At 33.1% G+C, this 26888-nt stretch carries 24 protein-coding genes; 12 read left to right on the forward strand and 12 right to left on the reverse strand.

The genetic code is table 11. The features are described from left to right. Positions 1-68: 68 nt before the first annotated feature. A complete protein-coding gene (locus DNU06_RS11965) occupies positions 69-1241 on the forward strand; it encodes a peroxiredoxin family protein (RefSeq protein WP_111063579.1) in 1173 nt (390 codons plus the stop codon). Here the strand turns inward: DNU06_RS11965 and rpiB are convergent. Beyond that, complete coding sequence (gene rpiB / locus DNU06_RS11970) at positions 1238-1675, reverse strand: ribose 5-phosphate isomerase B (RefSeq protein ID WP_111063580.1); 438 nt, start codon at positions 1673-1675, stop codon at positions 1238-1240. The two genes, DNU06_RS11965 and rpiB, sit on opposite strands and share 4 nt — an antisense overlap. A 555-nt stretch (positions 1676-2230) precedes the next feature. On the opposite strand from rpiB, the gene DNU06_RS11975 reads away from it, so the two are divergent. Both DNU06_RS11975 and DNU06_RS11980 read left to right on the forward strand, forming a co-directional pair. Beyond that, positions 2231-3703, forward strand: coding sequence for a toxin-antitoxin system YwqK family antitoxin (locus DNU06_RS11975; RefSeq protein ID WP_158526885.1), 1473 nt, complete (start codon positions 2231-2233; stop codon positions 3701-3703). Between the two features lie 56 nt (positions 3704-3759). Then, positions 3760-4515 carry a response regulator gene (locus DNU06_RS11980; RefSeq protein WP_111063582.1) on the forward strand — a complete coding sequence of 252 codons (756 nt, stop codon included), beginning with the start codon at positions 3760-3762 and terminating at the stop codon, positions 4513-4515. Here the strand turns inward: DNU06_RS11980 and DNU06_RS11985 are convergent. After that, on the reverse strand, positions 4512-5144 hold the full coding sequence (locus tag DNU06_RS11985; RefSeq protein WP_111063583.1) for a NifU family protein: 633 nt from the start codon (positions 5142-5144) through the stop codon (positions 4512-4514). The two genes, DNU06_RS11980 and DNU06_RS11985, sit on opposite strands and share 4 nt — an antisense overlap. 101 nt (positions 5145-5245) lie before the next feature. On the opposite strand from DNU06_RS11985, the gene DNU06_RS11990 reads away from it, so the two are divergent. The 6 genes from DNU06_RS11990 to DNU06_RS12015 all read left to right on the forward strand — a co-directional run bounded on the left by DNU06_RS11990 (position 5246) and on the right by DNU06_RS12015 (position 11011). Next, complete coding sequence (locus DNU06_RS11990; RefSeq protein WP_111063584.1) at positions 5246-5626, forward strand: hypothetical protein; 381 nt, start codon at positions 5246-5248, stop codon at positions 5624-5626. A 47-nt stretch (positions 5627-5673) separates the two neighbouring features. Continuing rightward, positions 5674-7869, forward strand: a complete 2196-nt coding sequence (locus DNU06_RS11995; RefSeq protein WP_111063585.1) for a TonB-dependent receptor — start codon at positions 5674-5676, stop codon at positions 7867-7869. Beyond that, entirely contained in the window at positions 7866-8207 is a 342-nt protein-coding gene (locus DNU06_RS12000; protein ID WP_111063586.1) for a heavy-metal-associated domain-containing protein, read from the forward strand. The genes DNU06_RS11995 and DNU06_RS12000 overlap by 4 nt, the downstream gene beginning before the upstream one ends. 9 nt (positions 8208-8216) lie before the next feature. Beyond that, positions 8217-9308 carry a DNA polymerase IV gene (gene dinB / locus DNU06_RS12005; RefSeq protein ID WP_111063587.1) on the forward strand — a complete coding sequence of 364 codons (1092 nt, stop codon included), beginning with the start codon at positions 8217-8219 and terminating at the stop codon, positions 9306-9308. 5 nt (positions 9309-9313) lie between these two features. Beyond that, positions 9314-10108 (forward strand): DUF1853 family protein, encoded by a 795-nt coding sequence (locus tag DNU06_RS12010; protein WP_111063588.1) that lies wholly within the window; start codon positions 9314-9316, stop codon positions 10106-10108. A 177-nt stretch (positions 10109-10285) separates the two neighbouring features. Beyond that, entirely contained in the window at positions 10286-11011 is a 726-nt protein-coding gene (locus DNU06_RS12015) for a hypothetical protein (protein ID WP_146239231.1), read from the forward strand. A gap of 14 nt (positions 11012-11025) precedes the next feature. Here the strand turns inward: DNU06_RS12015 and DNU06_RS12020 are convergent, their stop codons facing one another. The 8 genes from DNU06_RS12020 to DNU06_RS12055 form a co-directional block, all read right to left on the reverse strand. Next, positions 11026-11778 carry an outer membrane beta-barrel protein gene (locus DNU06_RS12020; RefSeq protein ID WP_111063590.1) on the reverse strand — a complete coding sequence of 251 codons (753 nt, stop codon included), beginning with the start codon at positions 11776-11778 and terminating at the stop codon, positions 11026-11028. Between the two features lie 159 nt (positions 11779-11937). Next, on the reverse strand, positions 11938-12474 hold the full coding sequence (locus DNU06_RS12025) for a GNAT family N-acetyltransferase (RefSeq protein ID WP_111063591.1): 537 nt from the start codon (positions 12472-12474) through the stop codon (positions 11938-11940). 7 nt (positions 12475-12481) lie between these two features. Continuing rightward, on the reverse strand, positions 12482-12700 hold the full coding sequence (locus tag DNU06_RS12030; protein WP_111063592.1) for a hypothetical protein: 219 nt from the start codon (positions 12698-12700) through the stop codon (positions 12482-12484). 72 nt (positions 12701-12772) lie between these two features. Then, positions 12773-14203, reverse strand: a complete 1431-nt coding sequence (locus tag DNU06_RS12035) for an ATP-binding protein (RefSeq protein ID WP_111063593.1) — start codon at positions 14201-14203, stop codon at positions 12773-12775. Between the two features lie 689 nt (positions 14204-14892). Beyond that, the gene (locus DNU06_RS12040) at positions 14893-18264 is read right to left on the reverse strand and encodes a DUF3427 domain-containing protein (RefSeq protein ID WP_111063594.1); all 3372 of its coding nucleotides are present in this window, start codon (positions 18262-18264) and stop codon (positions 14893-14895) included. Then, positions 18257-18652 carry a (deoxy)nucleoside triphosphate pyrophosphohydrolase gene (locus tag DNU06_RS12045; protein WP_111063595.1) on the reverse strand — a complete coding sequence of 132 codons (396 nt, stop codon included), beginning with the start codon at positions 18650-18652 and terminating at the stop codon, positions 18257-18259. Before DNU06_RS12045 ends, DNU06_RS12040 begins: the two co-directional genes overlap by 8 nt. A gap of 273 nt (positions 18653-18925) precedes the next feature. Continuing rightward, on the reverse strand, positions 18926-19153 hold the full coding sequence (locus DNU06_RS12050) for a hypothetical protein (protein WP_111063596.1): 228 nt from the start codon (positions 19151-19153) through the stop codon (positions 18926-18928). A gap of 178 nt (positions 19154-19331) precedes the next feature. Further along, complete coding sequence (locus DNU06_RS12055; protein ID WP_111063597.1) at positions 19332-20543, reverse strand: MDR family MFS transporter; 1212 nt, start codon at positions 20541-20543, stop codon at positions 19332-19334. Between the two features lie 279 nt (positions 20544-20822). Between DNU06_RS12055 and DNU06_RS12060 the strand changes: the two genes are divergently transcribed. After that, entirely contained in the window at positions 20823-21968 is a 1146-nt protein-coding gene (locus tag DNU06_RS12060; protein ID WP_111063749.1) for a beta-ketoacyl synthase N-terminal-like domain-containing protein, read from the forward strand. Here DNU06_RS12060 and DNU06_RS12065 read toward each other — a convergent pair. Beyond that, positions 21958-22722 carry a hypothetical protein gene (locus DNU06_RS12065; protein ID WP_111063598.1) on the reverse strand — a complete coding sequence of 255 codons (765 nt, stop codon included), beginning with the start codon at positions 22720-22722 and terminating at the stop codon, positions 21958-21960. The two genes, DNU06_RS12060 and DNU06_RS12065, sit on opposite strands and share 11 nt — an antisense overlap. 118 nt (positions 22723-22840) lie before the next feature. Between DNU06_RS12065 and DNU06_RS12070 the strand changes: the two genes are divergently transcribed. Both DNU06_RS12070 and DNU06_RS12075 read left to right on the forward strand, forming a co-directional pair. Next, complete coding sequence (locus DNU06_RS12070; protein ID WP_111063599.1) at positions 22841-23863, forward strand: S66 peptidase family protein; 1023 nt, start codon at positions 22841-22843, stop codon at positions 23861-23863. Positions 23864-23872: 9 nt separating this feature from the next. Beyond that, positions 23873-26152: a glycosyltransferase family protein gene (locus DNU06_RS12075; protein WP_111063600.1), complete on the forward strand. Its 2280-nt coding sequence runs from the start codon at positions 23873-23875 to the stop codon at positions 26150-26152. Here DNU06_RS12075 and DNU06_RS12080 read toward each other — a convergent pair. Next, positions 26138-26848: a glycosyltransferase family 2 protein gene (locus DNU06_RS12080; RefSeq protein WP_111063601.1), complete on the reverse strand. Its 711-nt coding sequence runs from the start codon at positions 26846-26848 to the stop codon at positions 26138-26140. The genes DNU06_RS12075 and DNU06_RS12080 overlap by 15 nt on opposite strands. Positions 26849-26888: the final 40 nt, after the last annotated feature.

The raw sequence follows: 26888 nt of genomic DNA on the forward strand, positions 1-26888 counted from the left end.
ATTAAAAGTTGCATTAATTATTTAAATAATCTATTTTGTGCAGTCTATATAAAAGAATAAGCCCTTAAATGAAAAACATATTTTTTATAATTGCCCTCACCATTTGTATAATTTTACCTACTCAAATACAAGCTAAATCATACAAAGTTTATTTTCAATTGAAAAAAAATCATTATTTACCCGTCGATTTAAACATTGATAATAATGTATTTACCATAAATAATGCCGCCGAAAAAATAAAATTAAATCATGTTATTTCGCAAGGTGATAGTGTAATTGTTTCCTTTAACCATTATGAATCTTCCTTAATATTCCACCAAATAACCGACAAAAAATTAACTGGTTATTGGGTAAACTATGCTAAAAGCAAAAATTACAAAATTCCATTTTACGGGGTAAGTAAGACTAAAAAAACAAAAATAAATAAAGACCTTAATAAATATGTTGGTCGTTGGGAGGCTACATTTAACTATGATAAACCGACCAAATTAATTGGTGAATTTAAATTAGAAGATAACCAATTAAGAGGAACATTTTTATCTGAAACTGGAGACTATAGATACTTACAAGGTGATGTAGAAAAACAAACTTTAAAGCTATCTTGTTTTGATGGCTCACATGCCTTTTTATTTACGGCAAAATTAAAAAACGATACATTAATAGGTGAATTTTATTCAGGTAACCATTATAAAACAGAATGGCGGGCTTTTAAAAATGAAAATGCCACTTTAAGAAACGCAGATAGTTTAACCTATATCACCAATAAAGCACCGATATCCTTTTCTTTAAAAAATACTGCAGGTAAAATGGTGAATTATTCCAATGAAGACCCAACAGATAAAATTACATTGATCCAAATATTTGGAAGTTGGTGTCCGAATTGCTTAGACGAAACAAACCTATTGTTAGAATTAAACCAAGAATTCCAAGATAAAATTCAAATTTATGGCATAGGTTTCGAAATAGAAAAAACAGAGGAGGAAAAATTAAAACGATTGGAAAGATTCAAAGAATCCATTGCTATTCCATATGATATTTTATTAGGTGGTGATGCCAATAAAGGGGAAGCAACAAAAGCTTTTCCAATGCTTAACCAAATAATTTCATTTCCTACCTTAATCATAATAGATTCAAAAGGAAACGTTCAAAAAATACACACAGGATTTAGTGGCCCAGCAACTGGCGAACACTACATAACATTTAAAGAAGACTTATATAAATTTATAGCCACTTTAGATTAAGTCAAAGCTATTTTATCTACCCTTTTTTGGTGTCTACCACCCTCAAATTCGGTATTAAAAAAAGCATCTACCATTTCTACTGCTAATTCCTTACTGATAAAACGTGCAGGTAATGCTATTATATTAGCATCATTATGTTGTCTTGCCAATTTAGCAATTTCTACCGTCCAACATAAAGCAGATCGAACACCTTGGTGTTTATTCACTGTCATATTTATACCATTACCACTTCCACATATAACAATTCCTTTGGCATCCGTATTTTCTGTAATAAATTTAGCGACTTTATGACCATAATCAGGATAGTCAATACTCTCAGTTGAATCACAGCCAAAATTTTGTATAGAATATCCTTTTTTAGTTAAATAATCACTTAGAAAAACTTTTAACTCATAACCTGCATGGTCGTTACCTATTGGAATTATATTTGTCATAATTGTTGCTTGAGATACAAAGGTAATGGTTATTTAAAAAATGACTTCATATACTACATAAATAAGTGTGAGAGCAATTGTTAATAACTTTGCATAACTCCAACATAAGTATACTATTGTTTTAAATACTAAACCTTTACTAAGATCGTTATATTTTTAATAAAGTGTTAATTAAATAAGGAAAAGATGTGAAAAAAACAGCAATTTAAATTAGGTTTATAACGTTCTATTTTGGCTTGTAAAAAAAATCCAATAAACGTTGTTTATAACTCGCCTTTTTAGATGTCACTTATACACAGATAAAACTGGAGAGAAAAAAATATTTAATTAACAATTTAAAAATAGTAAATTTGTTAATAACATAGCTAAAACCAATAAAAATGGGTAATGTTGATGTGAATAAAACTGTATAAAACTCAATATATTTAAAATCCTACAAAAAACACAATGATTTTTACACTTATCAACAGCCCTAATAATAGTAATAAAAGATTCTTTTTTAAAAAAAAATATTTATTAATTATATTATTCGAAATAGGGTGTGGCTTAAAATTGATGGGACAAAAGATAGATCCAAACGGCTATAATGTTTTTTATTATGAAAATGGAATAAAGTCTAGCGAAGGCTATTTTAAAAATGGTATGCCAGATAGTTTATGGAAAGCATATAATTTAGAAGGTACTTTAACCGCCACCGGATTAAAAAAAGAAGGCTTAAGTACCGGTCTTTGGAAATTTTATAATGATGCCGGTAAATTAAAACAAACTTCTGTTTACGAAAAGGATTTAAAAAATGGTTGTACTACCATCTATGATAGCCTTCAATTTAAAATAGAAGAAAGATTTTATGAAAACGATACTTTACAACAAGAACTCGTTTATTTTAATGCCAAAGGGAATATTATTAGAATTGATCAATTAAAAGATGGTGTTGTAAATGGAGACACCAAGGTTTTTAATGATGCAGGCCAATTAATAAAAGAAGCTTACTATAAAGATGGTAAATTAATAGAAGATAAAAAAATTAATGCCATCAATGAAGCAGGAGAAAGAGTTGGCTTTTGGAGAGAATATTACCCCAATGGTATTTTACGCACCGAATCCACTTATAAAAATGGAAAATTAAATGGTTTGTATAAGACTTACGATAAAAAAGGGAGTCTTTTAACCATCAATTACATGATTAACGATAGTATTTCAGATAATTCTAGAGACATTGTTTTAATAGATTTATATAGAACTTATTTTCCAAATACTTTAAATGAAAAATTAGTCGGGGGATTAACCAATGGCAAAAAAAATGGTTTGTTTAGAGAATATGACATAGAAGGAAATTTAGTGAATGGTTACTTGTATAAAAACGATACCCTAAGGGCAGAGGGAATTATTTTAAATGATGGTACCTATGATGGTGATTGGAAATATTATTATCCAGATGGAAAAGTAAGTGTGGTTGGAAAATACGTGAATGGTAAAAAGTCAGGCCAATGGATTTACTATTACAACAATGGAAAAATTCAACAAAAAGGTAAATATAGTGAAGGGGAATTTGCTGGAGCTTGGGTATTATATTATCCAAGTGGTGCCATTCAAGCACAGGAATTTTATAAAAAAGGTAAATATGAAGGGACCTTACTTGAATATGATGAAAATGGAGAAGAGCTAACCCGCGGAGAATATTACAATGGGTTGAGAGAGGGAGAATGGTTTTATCATGTAGGAGATTTTAAAGAAACTGGTGCTTACACCTTGGGAATGAAAAATGGGGTTTGGAAACAATACTATAAAAACGGTAAACTCTCATTTATTGGTGAATTTGATGAAGATCAACCAAAAGGAAAACACTTAACTTATTATGAAACAGGTGTAGTGAAAACAAAAGGAAAATATAAAGCAGGACAAAAAAATGGGAAGTGGTTGAGCTATAATGAAATGGGTGAAACTATTGAAAATTTAGAATTTTATTATGGTAAATTGGTCAAAATAAACGGGAAAAGGATTATTGTAATTGAAGAAGATTTAGAATAATATAGTTGCCTGTCAATAAATTTTGTTACTTTTGAAATGAACTCAAAATTACCACTATGCTTGAAATTAATGTCTTGGTTGTAGAAGACGAAAGTATTGTTTCTAAGGATATTCAGCACAGCTTAAAAAAATTAGGTTATTCTATTATTGGTGCAGCAGCATCTGGAGAAAAAGCCTATGAATTAGCAATAACCTTAAATCCTGATATCATTTTAATGGATATTATGTTAAAAGGGGAAATGAATGGCATTGAAACAGTAGAAAAAATTAGGGCTGAAAAAGACATTCCAATCATTTATTTGACAGCATATGCGGATAAATCTACTTTAGAAAAAGCTAAAATTACAGAACCACATGGTTATATTATTAAGCCATTTAAGGATGTAGATTTACATACTACTATTGAAATGGCTTTGTATAAGTTTTCTAAGGAAAAGCAAGTAAAAGAAGAAAGAGATTTGTTTTATTCTTTGATTGAAAATAAAGAACCTTCTTCTGAATTTATCTTTGTTAAATCAAAAAGTAAACTGGTAAAAATAAAAAATTCAGATATATTTTATATTGAAGCTCTGAAAGATTATGTTGCTTTAAACACGATTGATAATCGTTATACCGTGCATACGAGTATGAAAGATTTGGCTTCAAAATTACCTTCTGATCAATTTATTAGAGTACACCGTTCTTACATTGTAAGAATAGATAAAATAGTAGCTATAGAATATCCAAACCTACTATTAGAAAACGAAAATAAACGTATTCCAATAGGAGGTTTTTATAAAGATGAATTGATGAATTCTTTAAATTTAATTTAAGAGTAAGCCACTACTTCGGTTACTTCTTCTAAATTACTTTTTAATAAAGTTTCTATTCCGCCTTTTAAGGTTTGTGTAGAGGATGGACATCCAGCACATGAACCTTTTAACATGACGTATACTTTACCGTCGTTAAAACCGATAAAATCGATTGCACCACCGTCATTTTCAACAGCTGGACGAACATATTCGTTTAATAAAGCGATAATAGGTTCATCTAAATCTGATTTTTCAAAAGATGCTGGTTGATCTGCTGGTGTTTCATTTAAGTTTACTGCAGCTGTTGCAGGTTTTTCAGCAGCTTTAGGTGCACCTGGCGCAGGAATTCTAATAATTGCTTCTTTACCATTGGCTAACCATTCTCTAATAAACTCTCTTAATTCCATTACAATAAAATCCCAATCAATGTTATCCGTTTTTGTAACTGTTACAAAATTAGATGCCATAAAAACGCCATCCACAAAGGGAAAGTTAAACAAAGCTTCTGCTAAAGGAGAATATCCCTTTGCTTCGTCCATGGAATTAAAAACTATGTTTTGGTCAGACAATACCAAGTGTTTGTTGGAAACAAATTTCATGGTTGCTGGGTTAGGTGTCATTTCTGCGTAAAGTGTAATTGGAACTTGCATGGTGTGTGAATTATTTATTTGTACAAAAATACTAGGTTTTCAACAATACACATAAACTAATTTCAAGTAAAAGTAAAAAATTGCTTAATTTTGTAGCGTAAATGAATTTTTTAGTCAACATATTTTTTCTCTTTATTACCTTAACTTCTGCAGTTGGGGTAAGTTTTGATGGACATACTTGTAAGGCTAAAAATATAGAAAATCACAGCTGTTGTCAAAAAGAATCTAAAAAAAATAATCAACCTTGTCATGCGGCATGCTGTGTCCAAAATATGGTTGATATTAGAATTAAAGAAGTGTCCAGCATTTCGTCAAGAACGCTACTTACTGTTCCTTCATTAAATTTACCACAAAGACACTTTAGTGTATTCCATACACTTTCAGTATATAAATCAAATAATTATATTGGTTTACAAGCGTCTAATTTAATCATCAAGGTAACCACTTACTCACCCGAATTTAAACAATCATGGATCATTTGATTTATGCTTTAATTTTTAAAATTGAAGTATAAATTAAAATAAAAATCATGAAAATAATCCTATTATTTGGTCTCATCATTTGTTCGGTACAAGCTAAAGCACAAAATGTTACTGGAAAAATTATTGACCAAAATAAAGAAAGTATTCCCGGCGTAATCGTCAAGTGGAATCAAAAAAAGAATTACGCAAAAACCAATGTCGAGGGAGAATTTAAGGCAGAAATCAATCGTTTTCCCGATACCTTAATTGTAGAACATATTGGATTTGCGACTTTTACAAAAATACTCCACCAAGCCAGTGAAAATTTAATGATTGAATTGGTAGCAGCCGATACACTTTCGACTGTGGTTGTAAAAGGAAAAAATGATGGCAAGAGTATAGATTTATTTAGTGCAAGACATACTGAATTGATTGGACAAGGGGAATTGAGAAAGGCAGCTTGCTGTAATTTATCGGAAGCTTTTGAAACCAATGCTTCGGTGGATGTTAATTTAACAGATGCCGTTTCTGGAGCAAAAAAAATTCAAATGTTAGGTTTGGATGGTGTTTATTCTCAAATTCAGTTTGAAAATATTCCATTGGTGAGGGGACTGTCCTCTTCATACGGACTAGGTTTAATGCCTGGTACTTGGATTGAATCTATTCAAGTGACCAAGGGAACAGGTTCAGTCATCAATGGGTATGAATCCATTGCTGGAATGATCAATTTACAATTAAAAGAACCCGCGAATGATGAGAAATTATACATTAACACTTATGCCAATCGATTTGGTAGGGCAGAGCTAAACATACATGGTGTTCAAAAATTAAAAAATTGGAAGACCATGAGTTTTTTACACTTGTCCAACAATTTTTTAGAAGTCGACGACAACAAAGATGGATTCAGAGATATTCCAGTTGGATTTTCAGGCGCATTTATGAACCGTTGGGAAAGAAGAGGAGAATATTTGGAGTCAAAATTAGGGATTAGAGGAGTTATTGTTAATAAACAAGGTGGTCAAATTGGTTATCAACCTAATAGTTCAGATAATTTGAAGTACGGAATGGATTTAAATACAGAGCACTTAGAAGTATTTGCTAAAAATGGATTCTTTTTTAAAAATAGCAATACTTCAAGTTTAGGTACGGTGGTGCAAGCTAAATACCATCACTTGCAAAATAATTTTGGAAATAAAACTTATGAAGGGACACAAAAGAAGCTTTATATCAACACCATTTATAGCGACATTATTCAAAACACAAACCACAACTTTAGTACAGGCTTAAGTTTTGTGTTAGACGATTATGTGCAAAGCTATAATGACTCTAGTTTTTTAAAGACCGAGATTGTTCCAGGAGCATTTTTTGAATATACTTATCACTATTTGGAGGAATTTACTTTGGTGGCAGGCTTAAGGGGCGATTATCATAATTTATATGGTCCGTTTTTCTCTCCTCGACTGCATGCAAAGTGGAACATGAGTAAACAAAATGCCTTGCGTTTAAGTGCGGGTAGAGGGTACCGTGTGGCAAATCCATATGCCGATTATAGCAGTTTAATGGCGAGTAGCAGAACTTGGTATGTGGCAAATGACTTGGCACCAGAAGATGCGATTAATGCTGGTTTGACCTATACCCAAAAGTTTATTTTTAAAGAAAGGGTATCTACTTTAACGCTCGATTATTTTTACACTACATTTAATAATCAAGTAGTAACTGATTTGGACATGGCCAGTAATGAAATTCATTTTTACAATGCCAGTGGAACTTCCTACTCTAACAGTTTTCAAGCAGAATTGTCCATTAAGCCACACGAGACTTTAGAATTGAGAGGAGCTTTTAAGTATTATGATGTCAAAGCTGAGTTTAATGGGGAATTGCAACAAAAAGCATTTACTCCAAAATTTAGGGCTTTATTTAACGTAGGCTATCACACGCGAAATAAAAAATGGGAGTATGACCTCACAGGAAATTGGATGGGCATTAAAAGACTTCCTAGCACCGCTAGTAATCCTGTTGAAGACCAAAGAGCAACTACCTCAAAACAGTTTTGGTTGTTAAACAGTCAAATTACTTATAAGCGACCAAAAATCAGTTTTTATTTGGGTGCTGAAAACATTTTAAATTACACGCAAAATAATGCCATCATTTCGCCAGATGATCCCTTTGGTTCGTATTTTGATGCAACCCAACTGTGGGCGCCAATTACAGGCACAAATATTTATATCGGATTACATTATACAATTAAACATAAAAAACAATGAGAAATTTACTATTATTAGCTTTTGTGGCTTTTTTAAGCACAGGATTTACACAATCAACAACAACGATAACGATTAAAACAAGTGCCCTTTGTGGCGATTGTAAGGAGCGTATAGAAAATGAATTGAACTATACCAAAGGGGTTAAGTTTGCTGAATTAGATTTGGAATCAAACTTCATCACGGTTAAGTACAAAACAAAAAAAACCAGCGAAAAAATCATCAAAGAAGCAGTGACCAATTTAGGTTATCACGCCAATGAGATGGAAAGAAATTCAGCAGCATTTAGTGAATTGCCTGGATGTTGTCAGGACCCAAATGCAACTTGTACAAAAAAGTAATTTAACTACATGGAGCTTCAAGGGCCCTTCAAAAAAATAATTCATGTGGACATGGATGCATTTTATGCGTCGGTGGAGCAATTGGATGATGAAAGCCTGAGAGGAAAACCAATAGCAGTTGGTGGCAGCGAGCAACGTGGTGTTGTGGCTGCCGCCAGTTACGAAGCTAGAAAATTTGGGGTACGCTCTGCCATGTCGAGTGTATTGGCTAAAAAAAAATGCGCTGAACTCATTTTTGTCAAACCACGCTTTGAACGTTACAAAGAAGTTTCTCAACAAATTAGAGCAGTATTTTTAGAGTACTCTGACTTGGTAGAACCGCTTTCGTTGGACGAGGCTTTTATTGACGTTACGGTCAACAAAAAAAACATGGAGTCGGCCAATGACATTGCCAAAGAAATTAGGGCTAAAATATTTGAACGGACCGGTCTCACCGCTTCAGCTGGTATTTCTATCAATAAGTTTACGGCTAAAATTGCTTCGGATATCAATAAGCCAAACGGACAAAAGACCATTCATCCTTCACAAGTACTGGACTTTTTAGAAAAATTACCCATTAGAAAATTCTTTGGGGTGGGAGAAGCCACCGCCAAAAAAATGAATGCTTGGGGTATTTTTAACGGTCGAGATTTAAAGCAACATACCCTGCCTTTTTTAAACCAAAATTTTGGTAAGTCAGGGGCGCATTTTTATAATATTGTCCGGGGAATTCAACACAGCACGGTGAAACCCGATAGGGTACGAAAGTCAGTGGGAGCCGAAAGGACATTTGAACAAAATATTACCAGTGAAAGCTTTATGTTGGAGAAGTTAAATGACATTGGTATTGAGCTTGAAAAACGTTTAATTAAAAGTAAAAACAAAGGTAAAACCGTCACGGTTAAGATAAAATTTAGTGATTTTACTACCCAAACCAGGAGTAAAACTGTAAACCATTTCCTCCAGTTAAAGGCTGATTTTTTTCCCATCATTGAAGAACTACTTTACCAAGAAGAAATTAAAAAATCGGTCAGGTTACTGGGTATTACCATCAGTAATTTAGACCATGAAGAAGAGCAGCAATCAGAGAGTATACAATTAAAATTTGCTTTTTACAGGTGATTGAAATGGATAAATATAGGGTACAGTCAGTACTAGACACAGCAACCTTGGAGGTAGACATTGAAAAAGTTGATTCCTTTGATTTGACGGCCTTAAAAATTGAAAATTCAAGTGAAATAGTCTTGCCCACTAATTTAAGGCTCGGACATATTATTGAAAAAGTTTTTGCTCATTTTATCCAAGCGGCCAGTAATTTTGAAATCTTATATGAAAACCTACAAATCATTGACCAAAAAAGGACTTTGGGCGAGCTGGATTTCATTGTTAAAGACTTAGAAAAAAATAAGCTTATCCATGTTGAGGTGGCCTACAAATTTTACCTCTTAGATCCCAGTCTTTCTAATGCGCAAAGCCACTGTTGGATTGGACCGAATAGGAATGATTCCTTTGTAGAAAAAATTACCAAGATGCGGGAAAAGCAGTTTCCAATACTGTACCACAAAGCAACTGTACCATACTTGCAAAAAATGGTGATAACTGAAATACAACAAGCCCTTTGCTTTATGGCTAATTTATTTTTACCCATGGGTTTTAAAGGCGCAATTGAACCCAAATTTCAAGGGGCTGTCAAGGGTTATTACCTGCCTTATGGCGAATTTTTAAAAGCAAATCACAGTAATATACAATACCACATTCCAGTAAAAAAGCTTTGGGGCATAGCACCTAAAACAAATTCAAATTGGTCAACTTTCGAAGCCATTAAAGCCGACTTAACAAAAAGCATAGCAGAAAAACAAGCCCCTTTACTTTGGGTAAAAACCGAAGCTGGTTTTGAGGAAATGTTTTTGGTGTGGTGGTAATAAATAGTTAAAATTGAATGTGCTAGAACATTTTATTTTATATCTTCATCACACAAATTTATATTTAGGAATATGTTTAAAAATTTTAGTATTCTGTGTTTTGTAGGATTGATTTCATTCCATGGTTTTTCACAAAAAAAACGCTATTTACAATTTTACGGAAACCCAGTGATAAATATGTTTCAAGACCCAAATACTGAATTTGGGTTAACTTCGGGTCCAAATGTACTTGCAAATTATGCAAAGTTGAGGGCGGGAGAGTTTGGTTTAATGTACCGACGTAAATTTGACAACAAAATAAGCTGGGGTGTAGGTATTGGCAGCCGTTTTGATCATTACACAGCTGATATAGCAGTTATAGATGTTTATTATGATCAATATGGGTATGAACATAGAGAAAGTTTAGATGCCCATTTTTTAAATATACAGGTGAACAAAGCTAACTTACGTTTTCAATTTGCCTATGATTTGACTGAAAGAATTGGTCTTGGCTTAAACCTTAATATTTATGATGCTTATGTTTCTACACCAAACTTTTCAGGTAGAATAAGTACTGGACAAAGTAGTAAAGCCACTTATTTTTCAGGAGATTCTACTTGGACTGAATTCAATTACTCATATAATTTAAATATTAATGCAAGCGGGGGTAGCACCACCATTGTACCCGAACTATTTGTCACTGCGGAATTACTCAAGGGGCTAAACTTTATTACTGGGGCTAAACTGGGGTTAATGGGTAAAAATAACCGTTATTTTGATATGGTGGTTGAGGGCGTTTTTAGACCAGAATCAAAAATATACGAAAGCGCAATACTGCATGAGTCTGCCATAACAGCCCAAGATTTTAGTTATTTTATGGGCTTTACTTACGATTTGCAACTCCAGCGGAAAAATAAAAAATAAAGGAGTTTATAAGCTTAGAAATTGGCCATTAAATACCTAATTCCAATCTGATAAAAATAGCCACTTTTTCCAAAAGAGGTATAAGCTTTTTGAGTAGGATAAGCTGTGCTGTGGTATTCGCCATATTGCACGGCATAGTATTTAGTACTGTAAAATAAGGAATAGGAAAGGTAGAGGGATAGCTTATTCTTAAATTCATAAGCCAATTCACCACCAGCAGAAAGCCCTGAAAATGTATTTGAAATAAACTCGGTAGAAGAAAATATAGAATCCCTTACCGTTGCTATAGGAACGCCATTTATACTGCCTGAACTTGTTGATCCTCCCCTTTGTCTATACGGAGAATATCCAACTGCGGGCTGACTTATATAACTCACAGAATAACCAACAAAGGGTGTAATTTTAAATGACTTTGGTAAATTAAATTGGTATTTTAATTTAAGTCCAAAATTTCTGGCAGTAGCAGGGGTATTCCATGTTGCGTAACCCCCATTATCATTAGAAGCGCGCAAATAATCGTTATAAAGTCTATGTGTTCCAAAATGGGCATTTATAAAAGTGTTTTTTAGCACTTCCACCCCAACACCAATACCAGAAGGTGCCAATGAATATAAATCAGTTGATTTAAATCCATCACCCATTACTGGTGTAATGTCAGTTTTAAATGAAGCCACGCCCGTAAAAAAGTTTAAATACACCCGCTTTTCTTGGGCATAAGACTGAAACACGAATAAAAGGACTAAAAATGAAGCAGCTATATTTTTCATAGTCGTTTGTTCAATTGCTGATACTAAGTTAATGTATTTATTGAAATGGACTGTTTTAAAGTGGGTTGTGGGGGGTAAATTTATGACTTATATTTTTATGGATGTTTGAGCCTTCCAGTCAATACTGGTCATGAATAACCAAGCAACTTGCCTAGGCATTTATGCTAACTGTTTAAACAGTGCAATAAAGTCATATTTGTCCTTTCCAATTTGAAAGTCGTGGTTGCCAATTGGCATAAAACCATTTTTTGAATAAAAATTAATGGCGCGTTCGTTATGGACGAATACAGATAGCCATATTTTTTTAAAACTTTTTTCTTGGGCCTTTTTTAAAAGCACATTTTGTAATTCAAATCCAATTTTCATTGAAAGGAAATCTTTAAGAACATATATTTTTTGAAGTTGACAGGCACTTTTTTCTTTGATAAATTCGGTTTGTGAATTCAATTTCAGTTTTGCATACCCAACGGGTAATCTGTCAGCAAATGCAAGCCAATAAATATTATTTGCTTTAGCAATGCTCTTTTCAATTTTATCAACCGAAAAAGTCAAATCGTAATAATCCAATAATACCTGCTTGTCAGTAAAAAGATGTCCAAAAGTCTCCGTAAAAGTCACCCTGCCTAACAAGGCAATCAAATTAGCATCTTGCTGAGTTGCTATTCTAATTTTTATGTGAGCAGTTTTATTAATCATTTGTTGTTTACTGTGACTGCATGCGTCTTTTACCTTGTTTAAGTACTAATTTAGTAAATAAAAAGCGAATAGAAAATCCCTTGAATTTTATAGGTAGGCTAGCATTGGCAATTAAAGAAATAGGTTGTTGTACTTTATTTTTTTGTTTAGCTAAGCTCAAATGTGTTTTTTTACCCATGCGAACAATTATTTCAACAAGCTCCTCAATATCTTTTTTTCGGCTCATGCTAATGTGGATTGTTTAGCTGCAGTGTAAAAAGGCGTTTACAATGCTTTTTACATTTGTGACGTAGTGTGTTTATTTATTTATTTTTATGTCCAGTGTATTCTTTCCAACGGTGTAAGCATAAGCAGATGAAGGCAAAAACTGAAAATGAACGTCTGCATACTCTACTTCTCCTTCTTTACTAATAGACGTTACAATTGGTGTCTTAATGTTATTTTCTAGGCAAAATTTAATTAAACTTTTTAATTCTTTTGGTTTTTCAAAATAGCGGTCAGACCACTTTATTTCAAGAGCCCAAAGAGGCTTCAAGGTATTGTCACTAAGCCCAACCATATCTACTTCGCCATTACTCCATCTAGCATAATATGGGGTAAACCAGTCCCTATGCATCCATTGAGCAAATATGGCTGTCTCAACCATGTTGCCAATCATTTCATCAGTAGATGTTATAGGAGTGAATAATGCACTTCTTAATGAAGGATTTGTAAGGTAAATTTTAAAAAAATTATCTCGTTTGAATCTTTTCCCACTTTGATCAATTCGTTTTACTTGCTTAATAAGGAATGCAGCTTCTAAGTATTCAATATACTTTTTTAGTGTGTTTTTAGGTACTTGAGATTGCTTGCTTAAAGTCTCTAGTGAAAATTCGCCGCCACTGTTATAAGCAATTGTTGTGAACAAAGAATATAGTTCTCTTGTATCACTTATGCCGTATAGACTTGGTAAATCCCGAAGTATAACTTTATCCACAATATCTTGTCTAATATATCGACCAGGGTTGGCTTGAATTTTTTCAGATAATATTACTTCTGGATAACCTCCAAAATTGATATAATCCAAAAAATGCTTGTTGAGTTCATCTAAATGACTTGTAGAGTAAAATTCAGTCTGTTTATTGTTCCATTTGAGCTGTATAGGTTTAATTAATCTGTCTAAACCTTTTAAAGATATGTATTCATTAAAGGTTAGTGGAGGGAGTAAAAAGTCCGTAAATCGACCCGCCCCACTTTCATTACTCGCAAATTTTAAGGCAGCTGCTGCTGATCCAGAGACAATGAATTTATCTTTTCTATAACTATCTACCAAAGATTTTAAGTGCACTTCCCAGTCTCTACAGTACTGTATTTCATCAAATATTATGTGCCAATCAGATTTATCAGTCAGACCAGTCGCTTCTTTTGAATAATTAAAAAGTTGTTCAAGAGAGATATTGTTATAGATAGGGTTTTCAATGGTTATAAATATAATTTTTTTTGGATTTGCTCCATTTTCGATTAGTTCCTGAACCATATGATAAAGCATAACCGTTTTTCCAACTCTTCTTGGCCCCATCAGAACCACAGCTCTTCTAACATCTCTTTCTTTTACTAATGGTTTGAATAGTTCAAAATATAATCTGCGAGGCATTTCATTGTAATCAGCTTCAATTTCACCTTCAATCCACCATGGATTTTCGAAGCGAATACGGTCTAATACTTGGTCTTTGGAGATTTCTCTTATCATTTTGTGCTTATTTCGAAACAAATATACAAAATAGAGTCAAACAAATGACCTTATTTTGGCATAAATAACTTTTTAAGAAAAAACTAAGTTTCTGGAATTCTTATTTTCGAATATTCTACAAACTGTGGGTATAAACCAAAAGTTACTTATAAAACACTTATGTATTTTGTTGGTCTTGATTTAAATATAATTATAAACAATGGATAACAGTTGCTTTTAAGTGCTGTTTTACTGAGTGACATGTATTTTACCTGTTGTACACGCTCTTCTTCAAATGCTTTTTTGTAAGCATAGTCACCTTATATTAATACCGAAAAGGGTTTAAGTTTTGTGTTTTCAGAATTCGAAGACGGTGTTTGCGATATCCGTGACCTTGTTTCGGAAATCGCATTTGAAGAAATCCGCAACACTGTTGCGGATTTTTGATAGGTTATAAAAAACCGTCTCATTTTCTCTAAGTTATCTACCGAAAACTTTTTTTATGCTGGCTTCCTCCCTTGAGGGAGGATCGAGGTGGGTGACTTTATAAAATTTTAAATTTGAGTCGGCAACTTACTCCTGCAAATCACCTGTCATTAAAACGTTAATACCTGTTTTATAAAAGAGTGCATTGCTATTTTTTAAGCTTTTTCCAAGGTCACCTCCCTCTGTCCTTCCTCATGGAGGGAAGTATTTGATTAATAATGTATTTACTTTATTATCTCAACAAACTCACCAATAGTGACCAACCCTTCACACTCTTCCGCATTAATAATGATATCTTTATATGTCGAGTCAGTGGAATTTGGTTTTAATACAATCTCATAATGCTGCCAACCTTCTTCCGAAACGGTTTTTTGACTGGTGTATGTTTTTACTGTGAATGCAGAGTTAAAATCTTGGTCCTGTATATCATAATTTTCAATAAGAAGTATTTTTCCATTACGAGTGCCACCGCTATACTTCTTAAAAATGCAAATTGAACCATTAGGAATTCTTCTATTCATAGATTCGCCTACAACTTTACATGCGAAATATTCATCTTTTGAATATTTTTCTGGGACAGAAATCAGTTCATACTCTTTGTCTTGCTGCATCTCACTAAAATTACCTGCTGCTGCATGAAAATTGTAAAGCGGTATTTTGCAAGTTGGTTTTTCTATAATTTTGCCACGTGTTTCAAGATTCAGTTCCGTTTCAAGATTGACTTTGTTATCCGTTTCTTTTAAATTTGTTGTGATATACTTGTAAATGTTTTCAACTACAGGTTGTTCTAGTTGAAATCTAAAATGAACAATTGGAGTTAACGAATCTGGCATTACTGTTTGTTTTGTAGACTCAGGTTTTACAGTAACATCTCCCATATAGTAGAAATTTCTATCCTTGTTTTTTTTGGCGTCTTCCTTTATAACAAAGAGTAGAATTCTTTCTGATTTGATAACTCCTTGAATTTCCGAGCTAGATAGTTTTCTGTTGGATCTTGATTCCCAAGCAAACTCTGAAGGGCTAATAAAGCGGTCATTATAGTTTATTGAATCCTCAATATCATCTGATTTATTATACGTAACGAAGCATGGAGTAGTTTTTTCCACAGTTCTGTAACCATAAACTGTACTGCTAATATCTTTTTCCCAGTTTAACAATCGACATACATCTTTACGACTATATTTATTGTAAAGAATAAGGCCATTATTATAGTTTTGTCTATTAAATGAATGCTCAAAAGTTTCTATTGAATAGTTTATTGAATCTAAAAGAAAGGCTTTAAAAGTTTTATTGTTTAATATAATTTGAAAGTCAGGATGAAAAGATAGTACGTTATTATTTTCAATGATGATATTCTCTTTCTTTCTAACAAAATCAAAATTTATATTTCTAATGCATGAATCAATAGTTTTTCTTTGTATTTCATATTTATATCTTTCTAAAATATTTATTTGAAATTCAATAATTTTTAAGTTCTTGGATTCAAGTAATTTTTTTAAGATGAAACTTTCTTCAATTCTTTTTGCATTATTAATCTCTTTTGAAAATAATTCCATTAAGCTTATTTCTTTATCAGAAAGTTCATTGGTAAATTCTTTTTCAATTTTCAGAATGAAATTGTAATATGATTTAGAAGATTCCACGTATAGGTATGGGTCTCTAGATCCATGTTCTAAAAAATCCATCATTAGTGGAATTCTTCCCAACTTATACTTTAACAATGTGTAATCATTTCTTAAATCTAAATATTTCCGCATATTAGCAGAATTAATTGCGTCGAATATTTTTTCTTTTGAGATTCTATCAAAGTTAATAGTTGATGAGCCAGGTATCATTGCACTTCCTTCAGATATTAATTTTCTTAAGGAATCCTTATTGTAAGAATTGTCTCCATATAGCGCTATGGGAATTAGATAGTTATTTGAATAATTACCAATAAAGTCGATAACTGTAACATAATCTTTACCATCTGTTTTTCTTAACCCTCTTCCAAGTTGTTGAATAAATATGATAGATGAGTCTGTTGGCCTCAACATTATGATTTGATTAATTTTTGGAATATCAATTCCTTCATTAAAAATATCTATTGTAAAAATATAATCTAGTTTGTCATTTAAATCATCAGACTCCAGTCTTTCAATAGCATTTTTTCTTAACCCTTCTGCATCATCTCCAGTTAATGAAACTGTTTTTAATCCCTTACTATTAAACTTCATTGACAACTCTACGGCTTCTTCTTTTTTAGAGCAAAAAATAAGGCCTCTTGTTATTCCATTATCACTTCCATATAAGTTTGCATTGGTTATAATTTTGTCTACCCTTTCATCAGCAGTTAGAAAATTAAAATCTTTTTCATTTTCATAAATTGCTTCATTAACAGTTAAATCGGATACGCCAAAATAATGGAATGGAGCTAGCATTTCTTCTTCCATTGCTCTATTAAGTCTTATCTCATATGCGATATTATGGTCAAAAAGACTAAAGATATCATTTCCGTCAGTCCTTTCGGGTGTAGCTGTCATCCCAAGAAGGAAATTAGGTGTGAAATAATCAAGCAGTCTTAGATACGAATCTGCCCCTGACCTGTGTGATTCATCTATGATAATATAATCGAAATGCTTCTTAGCAAATTGGCTCAAATTTTCACTTTTAGATATAGTTTGTACAGTTGAAAATATAAAATCTTTACCAAGTTCCTTTTTGTTCCCAGAGTACAATCCCATACTTTTTGAGATACCAAAGATGGATTTGAATGTTTCTAATGATTTTTCAGCAATAGTACGTCTATGTACAACAAATAATAGTTTTTTTGGCTGAAATGCTTTGGCATCAAAAGCAGATAAATAAGTTTTCCCTGTCCCAGTCGCAGAAATCAAAAGTGCTTTTGTTTTATTTTCACTTCTAAGTTTCTTAATATTTTCTAAGGCCTCAATCTGCATTGAATTTGGCTTTATTTCTTTCGGTTTCAACTTGTGACTTGCTTCATTATAGAAGAGTTTCTGTTTATTATAAGTCTCCTCATATTCAACAATAAAATCTTCATTAACAGCTATTCCTAAGTTAAAGTCATCATTGAATTCAGACAGAACTTTTTCAGCAATTTCACTTGAATGAGTTGCAGAAACTTTCAAATTCCATTCTTTATTCTGGGATAAAGCACTTCCAGTCAAATTGCTGCTGCCAACGATTAGATTATAATGTTCATCTGTTTTAAATAAATAACCTTTTGAATGAGAATTGGAATTAGTAGCAATTCGCAATTCAATATTTCTATATTTTAATAATTTTCGTAATGCTTCTGGTTGAGTAAAGTTTAAATATTGTGAAACAATAATTTTTCCTTTTATCCCTTTTTCTTCTAGAGATTCTAAGGCATTTCTTAAAGATATAACTCCATCAGCTGTTGCAAATGCTACTGAAATAAAAAATGAATTGCACTTTTCTAGTTCTGAAATAATAGTTGATAAAACTTTTTTCTTTGGCTTTTTGCTGTTTACCAAAAGTTCAGGTCGATAGAGTATTTCTGAATTTATTGATTTATCTATAAATCCAGTTTGTAAACTTTTTTCAAAATCGTCAAGAAGAAATTTAGTCATTTTTTACAAGTTTATTTACAATTGGTACATCAGCAGCAGCCCAATCTAATTTATTTAAATCTTCTTTTTTTAGCCATTGATGAGAAATATGCTCATTTAGTGTTAAAAGCTTTGAGTCAGCAATACAGATAAAGCTATGCATTGTAAGCTCAAAATCGGGATATTGATGCACCACTGTTAAGAAATGGTCATTTATAATTGGGTGGATAATTAACTCTTCTATTAATTCCCTTTTAAGCGCTTCTTTTTTTGTTTCTCCAACCTCAATTTTTCCCCCTGGGAATTCGAATTTTTTAGAAATATAATCTAATTTACTTTCTGCTCTTTGTACGCAAAGTATGAGATCTTCGTATTTTATAATTGCTGCAACTACTTCAACTTTTTTCATTAATTGTTCATTTAACGGCGTCTAATAAAATAACCAGTTGTACAGTAATTTTATAGAATAAGCTATCAATCGTCTAAATTAACAAAACAAATAAAAACTAAGTACTTAGAGTTCATAAAAGTAATGATTATTCAGTCATTTTTCACCTTCAATAATTCAAATATCGTTTCCTACCCAATTCACCATATTTTTTCAAAGAATGAATTTACAACCCATAAAAAAAGGGAGTGAAAACACTTTCCACTCCCTTAGGTATTAATTATTAATGCTTGCTTATAGTCCTAAATTTGGTCGGCCGTATAGCCTCAATTCTATTTTCTTTTTTTTGGATGTAATTCGTTTCATCACGTCCATTAATTTAGGAGACTTTGTTTTTTTATAAATTTCATTAATTGCTAATACTAGTCGTTTTGCCTCTTTTGATGCCATTATTCTATCACTTGTTGACATGTGGCTCATTTTAGCATTTTCAAATGCTGTTGCTTCTTTTATAATGTCCATTTCTTTATTGTTTGATGTTTTTATCAAAAATAACGATAATGAGGTTAAGGTTCACTATTTTAATTATTAATAAACCTTAATTTTTAAGGCTTTGTTACAGGTTGCTTTCTAAAATGCAGGCCTTTTAATAAAAGTGAATGCCATAAAAACATCCGTTATTTGAAAGGGCGGATAGTGGTTAGGTTATAGAATTTTCTTTCTGCTTTTTTTTCATGAGAATATAAACGAGTAACATGGTTAAAAGAGCAATTACCACCATGACATTCCAGGTATTAAAATAGCCAAAATTGTCAATTAATTGCATGCCGGCATTGTGACCAAAAATATGCGCAAAGGAAAAACTAATACTAAAAAACGCCATGTATTGGCCTTGATTTCCTTTTTTTGCACGTTCCATAGCAAAGGCATTGGCAAAAGGAAAAGCTACCATTTCTCCTACGGTCATAAATAACATACCAATGAATACAAAACCAATCCAAGGACTAATATTCAAGACTAAAAAGCTGAGCATGGTGAAAAATGCACCGATAAATATCAACCATTCTTTGTTGTACTTGCTACTTTCTAACCATTTTATCAAGGGCATTTCAAAAATGAATATCAAGAAACCATTTGCGCCTAAAATCAGTCCAATTTCAAATTCAGTCATACCAAAACTGTCTTTATAGTAAAGCGGAACGGTAGAAAAGTATTGTAAAAACACAAATGCAAACAGGAACAAACTGACGACAAATAACCAAAAAAGGCCGTCTTTGTAAGCCGACTGTGGATTTTCCACTTTGACTTCGGGGTTTGCTTTTGCTTTTTTAGGACTCAATACATTGATCAATAATAACCCAGCAATCGCACAAGTGAATCCATCAATCCAAAAAAGGCCAGGGTAACCAAAAGTTAAAATAATCAATCCCCCAACTGCTGGTCCGGCTGAGAAGCCCAAGTTAATGGCCAGCCGAATTAAGGTGAGTGAACGGGTGCGGTTCTCCGGCTTACTGTATGCACCCAAAGCGACAAACATGGCCGGACGAAACATATCGGCAATAATCATCAAGGCAAAAATACCCAAGCAAAGCGATTCAAAGGTTTGTAAGTATTGTAAACCCACAAACATAAAACCCGACAGTAAAAGACTGATGAACATTACTTTGTAATAGCCAATTTTATCCGTTAATTGTCCCCCTAACCAAGAGCCAATTACCGACCCTGCACCAAAGGCACTCATTACCCAACCCACTTGCTTTAAGTCAAAGCATAAGTCTTCTGTAAGGTATAACGACATGAAGGGAATAACCATGGTTCCCGCTCGGTTAATAAGGGTGATTAATGCTAACCACCAAACAGCCCGATTTAGTCCTTTGAAGCTATTAATGTATGTGGTAAAAAGTGTTTTCATTTGGGATAATCTTAAAATTTTTGTAAAAAAAAAGTCCGACAAATTTTGTCGGACCAAGTTATATATTCTGTGCTGATAAAAATCAAAACAAATATAGATGACCCCGACAAAAGTAGTCTGTCTTGCAAAGTTTGTATCTATAAATATTGACTGATTTCATTTTAAATGTTGTTTTTTATTCAAACGCTTTATTTAAAGTGTTGGTTGGCTGTGTTTGTTATATTTCTTTTTTTTTATTTAAAATTTGCTTTTTTAAAATCATACCTTTGCCCCGCAAAAATGCTTAAAGAACCTATAAATATAGCAAGTTATTCCAGTATTTCCCCTTTGGGAAACACGCCAAAGCAAGTATGGAATAACTATTTGAATCCCCGAAGTTTTATCAGTAATCAACCCATGTTGAGTGCGGATTTATCCCCGGATTCGGAAAGCCTTTTAAGTGTTTTAAAGCAGGATGATAAAAAATATCAGACACTTGATAAGTCCGTACTAATGGGTATTTACGCAGGAAGAAATGCTTTGGCGCAGACGAATTGGACTGATTTAAGTAATACAGGCATTAACATGGGTTCTTCAAGGGGCGCGACTCAATTATTTGAAGAGAATTACGCATTGTTTAACCGTGGAGAAAAAATAGCAGCCCTTACTTCTCCAACCACCACTTTAGGAAACATTGCAACTTGGTTGGCGCACGATTTAAGTATTGAAGGCCCAGCAATGAGTCATTCCATTACTTGTTCCACTGCAATGCATGCTTTATTAAATGGCATTGCATGGTTAAATGCAGGAATGAGTGACCAATTTATTGTAGGTGCAAGCGAAGCTGCAAACACCGCCTTTACTATTGCGCAAATGCAAGCTTTAAAAATTTATTCAAAGGATAGCAGTGACTACCCTTGCCACTCTTTGCAATTTGATAAGACCAAAAACAGTATGGTTTTGGGCGAAGGTAGTGTTGTATTTTGCTTAAGTCCCGCAAACAATCCATCTGATGTAGCACAAATTACTAGTGTGGGTTATGCTACAGAAAAAATAAAGCACGGTGCCGACATCAGTGCAAATGCTACCTGTTTTCAAAAATCAATGAAAATGGCATTGGCCGGATTTGACGGAAGTGATATTGACGCCATAGTCATGCATGCCCCAGGAACTGTAAAAGGTGACCAGTCGGAATGGAACGCGATAGAAAAAGTTTTTGGCGCTAATCACCCAGCAATTACAAGTAATAAATGGAAAATTGGACACAGTTTGGGTGCTTCCGGCGGATTGAGTATAGAAATGGCGATTTTAATGCTCCAAAACAACCAATTAATTGAATCTCCATTTTATCAGAACAAACCACAGACAGGCCCTTTGAAAAACATCATGGTGAATGCGGTTGGATTCGGTGGAAATGCAGTGAGTATTGTGGTTTCTATTGGATAAAAAGGGTGCCTTTTAAGTTTACAAAACCTTTTTTACCGTTGGGCATAGTAACTGTTGCTATATCATAGCTATATGCTTCTATCGACTTAAACATTACTGCGGTATATCCATAAATACCAATCAGACCATCTTTTTCAACCATCAACTTTCCGTCTTTTAACGACACCTTATCGTAAGCCATATTTTCAGGATCATCAAGAATATAAGTGTATTTACCCTGCTGATAAATTACTGTTCTTGGGTCGGGTATCCAATAGTCACCATAACCATAGTTAGCGGTAAACAAATAAGATGTCAATTGATTGATAAATGTAACTTGGTCGGCCTTTGAAAATGGAATACTTTTTTTAATTACTGGAGGTTCATTGTTTTGATCGTAAAAAGTTTCATCTTCCAAAATATCAAATCCGTTTGCCGATTTTTCTATGGTCAATGCATAATGCGGAACTGTACCACAAACGCCATAAAAAGGATCATCCAAAACTGCTACTTTTTTCAAATCAGTATCTAAATAAAGCAATTCATTTTTAGCAGTGATTACCTGAAGATTTGGGTACAATAAGGTAACGTGCTTGAGCTGCGTGAATTTTTCATGTTGTTCAGCATCATGAATGCTATACTTTTTATTGGTTGTATTTTGAAGCACAGTATAATGCTCATTTTTAAAAATTAGGCTGTCATTATCTTTTCCAAAAGTTGAATTAGGAAGGAGAATAATGATGAAAAGTAATAGTTTTACGATAAAATCTTTCATAGTATTGGTATTTATAGGGTATACAATTTAAACAGAAAAAGGTTCAAATGTTAAAGAAGAAAATGGGAGCAGGAAACAATCATTAAAATAATTGTAAATTTAGCCCTTGAGTATAGTCATGGAAAGAAGAAAATTTATTGTTCAGGCGGGAATAATTGGTACAAGTTTATTAGGACTTAGTGCAATTTCGTTACCTGAATTTACCGATAAAATATTTCCAAAAGCATTAAAGCAAGGAGATACCATAGCCTTAACCGCTCCAGCAGGGGCTATTTTCAGTCCCACTTATATTGATAAAATATCGAATAAATTAAAAAGCTTTGGTTTTAAGGTGGTTCAAGGGAAAACACTTTTTGAAAAGTATGGTTATTTGGCAGGAAAGGACGAACTCAGGGCAACAGAAATAAATAACTTTTTTAAGGATAAAAACATTGCCGGTATTTTTACGTTGAGAGGAGGATGGGGCTGTGGTCGTATACTCGATTTAATCGATTATGAAACCATTCGACAAAACCCAAAAATTATCATGGGTTTTAGTGATATTACCGCTTTGTTGATCGCGATTTATAAAAAAACGGGACTGGTGACTTTTCATGGACCAATGGGCTATTCCAGTTGGAATGACTTTTCAACTGAACAAGTGTTTGATACCTTGGTGTTGAGTAAAAGGGTAAAATTTGAAAATGCCCAAGTAGAAAAAACGAATTTAAAAACCCTGTCCAAAGGGAGGGGGGAAGGTGAAATATTAGCTGGAAATTTAACCGTACTTTGCTCCTTAATCGGGACAGCGTTTGAACCAGATTGGACAAATAAAATTTTGTGTTTGGAAGAAATTGGAGAAGAGCCATATCGCATTGATCGGATGTTTTGGCAATTAAAAATGGCGGGTGTTTTTGAAGCAGTAAATGGCATTATATTGGGTTCTTTTAGAAAATGCGAACCGGAGTTTCCAAGCGAATCATTTTCATTAATGGAAGTGTTTAAGCAATATTTTGAGGCGATAAACGTCCCTGTTTTTATGGGCGCAAGTTTCGGACATACAGTGAACAAGTTTAATTTACCAATAGGAGTTAAAGCAGTTATGAATACAGCTGACTTTCAATTTCAACTACTCGAAAACCCAACCCAATTGAATAGATAATTATCCTTGATGAAACAATATATTTTTAATTATACCAGCCTTGTATTTTTAGTCACCACTACTTTAATTATAGGACTTTATGCACCTATGATTTTTGATTTAAACAACCATGTTTTTTCGCCGAGTGGTGACGGTATAAAAAATTACTATACCTACATGTATCACGCTAAGTATGATACTAATTTTTGGGATTTTTCAGGCATGAATTACCCATTTCAGGAACACATTGTTTACACTGATGCGCAACCTTTACTATCCTACTTAATCAAAGTATTTGGCTTGACGAATTACGGGGTAGGTATCATGAATTTTTTAATGCTCATTGCTTTCCCAATTGCCAGTATTTTTAACTTTAAAATATTAAAGCATTACGGAATTCAGTCCCTTTGGGCAGTTGTTTCTAGTATTTGTATCACTTTTATGGCGCCTCAATTGTTCAGGCTAACCGGTCATTTATCCTTATCCTATTCATTTGCCATTCCGTTAATGTGGTATTTATTGCTAAAAATTTCGGCTCATGAAAGTTTTAAATATACCATCATTTTGTTTTTCAGTCTCTTTATTGCCTTTTTTACACATCCCTATTTGGGCTTAATCATGTCCGTTTTTGGCTTGGCATATGCCTTGGTATTTTGGTGGTTCGAAAAATCTAAATGGCGGGCGTATTTGAGTCAAATTGTTACACCAATTTTATTGGTGATATTTTCATTTCAGTTATTGGTCAACCTAACGGATAAGCATGTGGACAGAATGAAAAGTCCTTCTGGCTTTTTTGAGTACTATGCCAGTTGGAAATCCCTTTTGTCTCCCCACCACGGGCCAATGGAGTGGTTAAAAAACGCTTTTGGCTTTAAAATGCCCGACTGGGAAACATGGACTTATTTGGGTTTATTTACCATTTTATCCATGTTATTCGCAATCATTTTTTATGGCTTAAATCGCAAGGAAATTAGTTTTGTTGAGTTGCTAAAATCACCGTTTGGAAAAATTTATTTAGTAGGGCATATCGTACTATTATTTTCCTTTTGTTTTCCTTTAAAATTTGATGTTTTCCGACCACTTGTCGAAGCCATTGGACCCCTAAAACAATTTCGGGTATTGGGTCGTTTTGCTTGGGTATACTTTTATGTGGTTTCTGTAGGATCAATTGTTTTTATTCAATTTTTACTCCAGCGTTATCCTGCAAAAAATAAATTAATTAAAACTGTTTATTGGGTTGGAATAGTGTTTACCGTTTTGGAATTTTTACCTGCACACATAGGGGTCTCTAAATCTATTAGTCGCAGTAAAAGTCCTTTTCAACAAGAAAACTTAAGTCAGGAATTACGAGACTTGATTACCTGGACAAAAACACAGGACTATGATGCTATTTTGTTTATTCCTTTTACGCATTTGTCCAGTGAGAATATATTTATTTTGGGATCAGAAAAGGGGAATTTTGATGCCATGATGTTGAGTTACCATTGTCAATTACCCCTTTTAAATACAATTACCTCTCGAACTTCGGTGAGTGAATCGGTATTTTTCCACAATTTATTTTCTCCTGCTTATATCGAAAAAAAGCTTTTTGATGTAATGGGAAAGGACAAGAAAATTATGTTGGTAAAAAATAAAAGTGCCTTGAATTATGATGAACTAAGGATGGTTTGGGCAATGGATACTTTGTATACCAATGCCAACTATAAGGTATTTGATTTTAGTAACGACACCTGGAATAACCACAGTTATTTTGAGGAGAAATTAGTGGAAAACAAAAAGGCACAGCATGTTTTAAAAGATGATTGGCGATCGGACAGTGCAGATGTTTGGTTTATGTATGATGGCTTTGAAACGCTGTCGGAAAAAAATAGTATGCTGGGTAAGGGCGCATTTGCTGGCCAAAAAGATAAAATTACTGTGATTAAAGATGGCATAACTGACCTTGACAATGGGTTATACCGTTGTAGTTTTTGGTATAATTTTAGAATTGACCGTGCGGATCAAATGGTAGTTGTTGAGCTAAAGTTTACCAGCGGAAAAGGCAAGTGGGTAGCTAAACAAGATGTACGAGAAAGCAATTTAATAGTAGGTGATTGGGCCAGGGTAAGTGTTGAGTTTGAAGTATCAGATACCGTTGAAAGCACCAAACTATTTTTGTCGAATACACACAGTAGTAAATGGTTTGTGATAGATGAATTACTGATACAAAAAGTTGGCGATCCTGCTTTATTTAAAGAAGCTAAGGTAGGAGAAGAAGACTACCTTATTTACAATAACGATTGGATGAATAGGCAATCATTTTCTGAATAGTACCTTGACAAAGTTCAAGGATTCTTTGGCTAGAATTTTAACACTTACACTGCTAAACACAACATTTGGTTTTAATTTAACCAATACTGTTTTGCAGGATAAATTTCTTTTGCTAATCAATTTTACAAACTCCAAATCGAATAAAAATCGGTTAATTTCAGTGGTTAAAAATAAGTCAGCCCCTTTTTCATTAAAAGCTTTAATACCACATTGGGTATCGTCAGTCGGCAATTTTAAAAAGTATTTAAAAGTTCCCCTTAAAAATTTTGAAATGATTTTTCTACCGGTAGGTATATTTTGATAATAAGATTTGTCTCTTTTTCCTAAAACTGTGTCCACCTTATTGGAAAGGATAAAGTGATAAATTTCAATTAAGCTTTCCGTGGTATATGGAAAGTCAATATCGGTATAAACAATAGGAAAAGTTTTTACAGCTTTTACACCTGTTCTAAGGGCATGTCCTTTACCTTTATTGACGGAATAACTGATGAAATTTACTTGGGGAATGTTTTTTTTAATAAAATCAATTTGTTGTGGTCCTACATTTTTGGTGGATCCATCATTTACAATGATTAAATCAATGGGAACGTTTAATTGTTTTTGAATCTCATGAATAGACGCAACAATAGTAGTCTCCCAACCTAAAATAGGATTGTAACACGGTAAAAGAATGGTAAACGCCCCGTTCGTATTCATTTGCTGGCTAAAATAATCAGACTAATGATAACTGTTGGTA

This window comes from Putridiphycobacter roseus, from assembly GCF_003234935.1.
GTDB classification, from domain to species: Bacteria; Bacteroidota; Bacteroidia; order Flavobacteriales_D; family Crocinitomicaceae; genus Putridiphycobacter; species Putridiphycobacter roseus.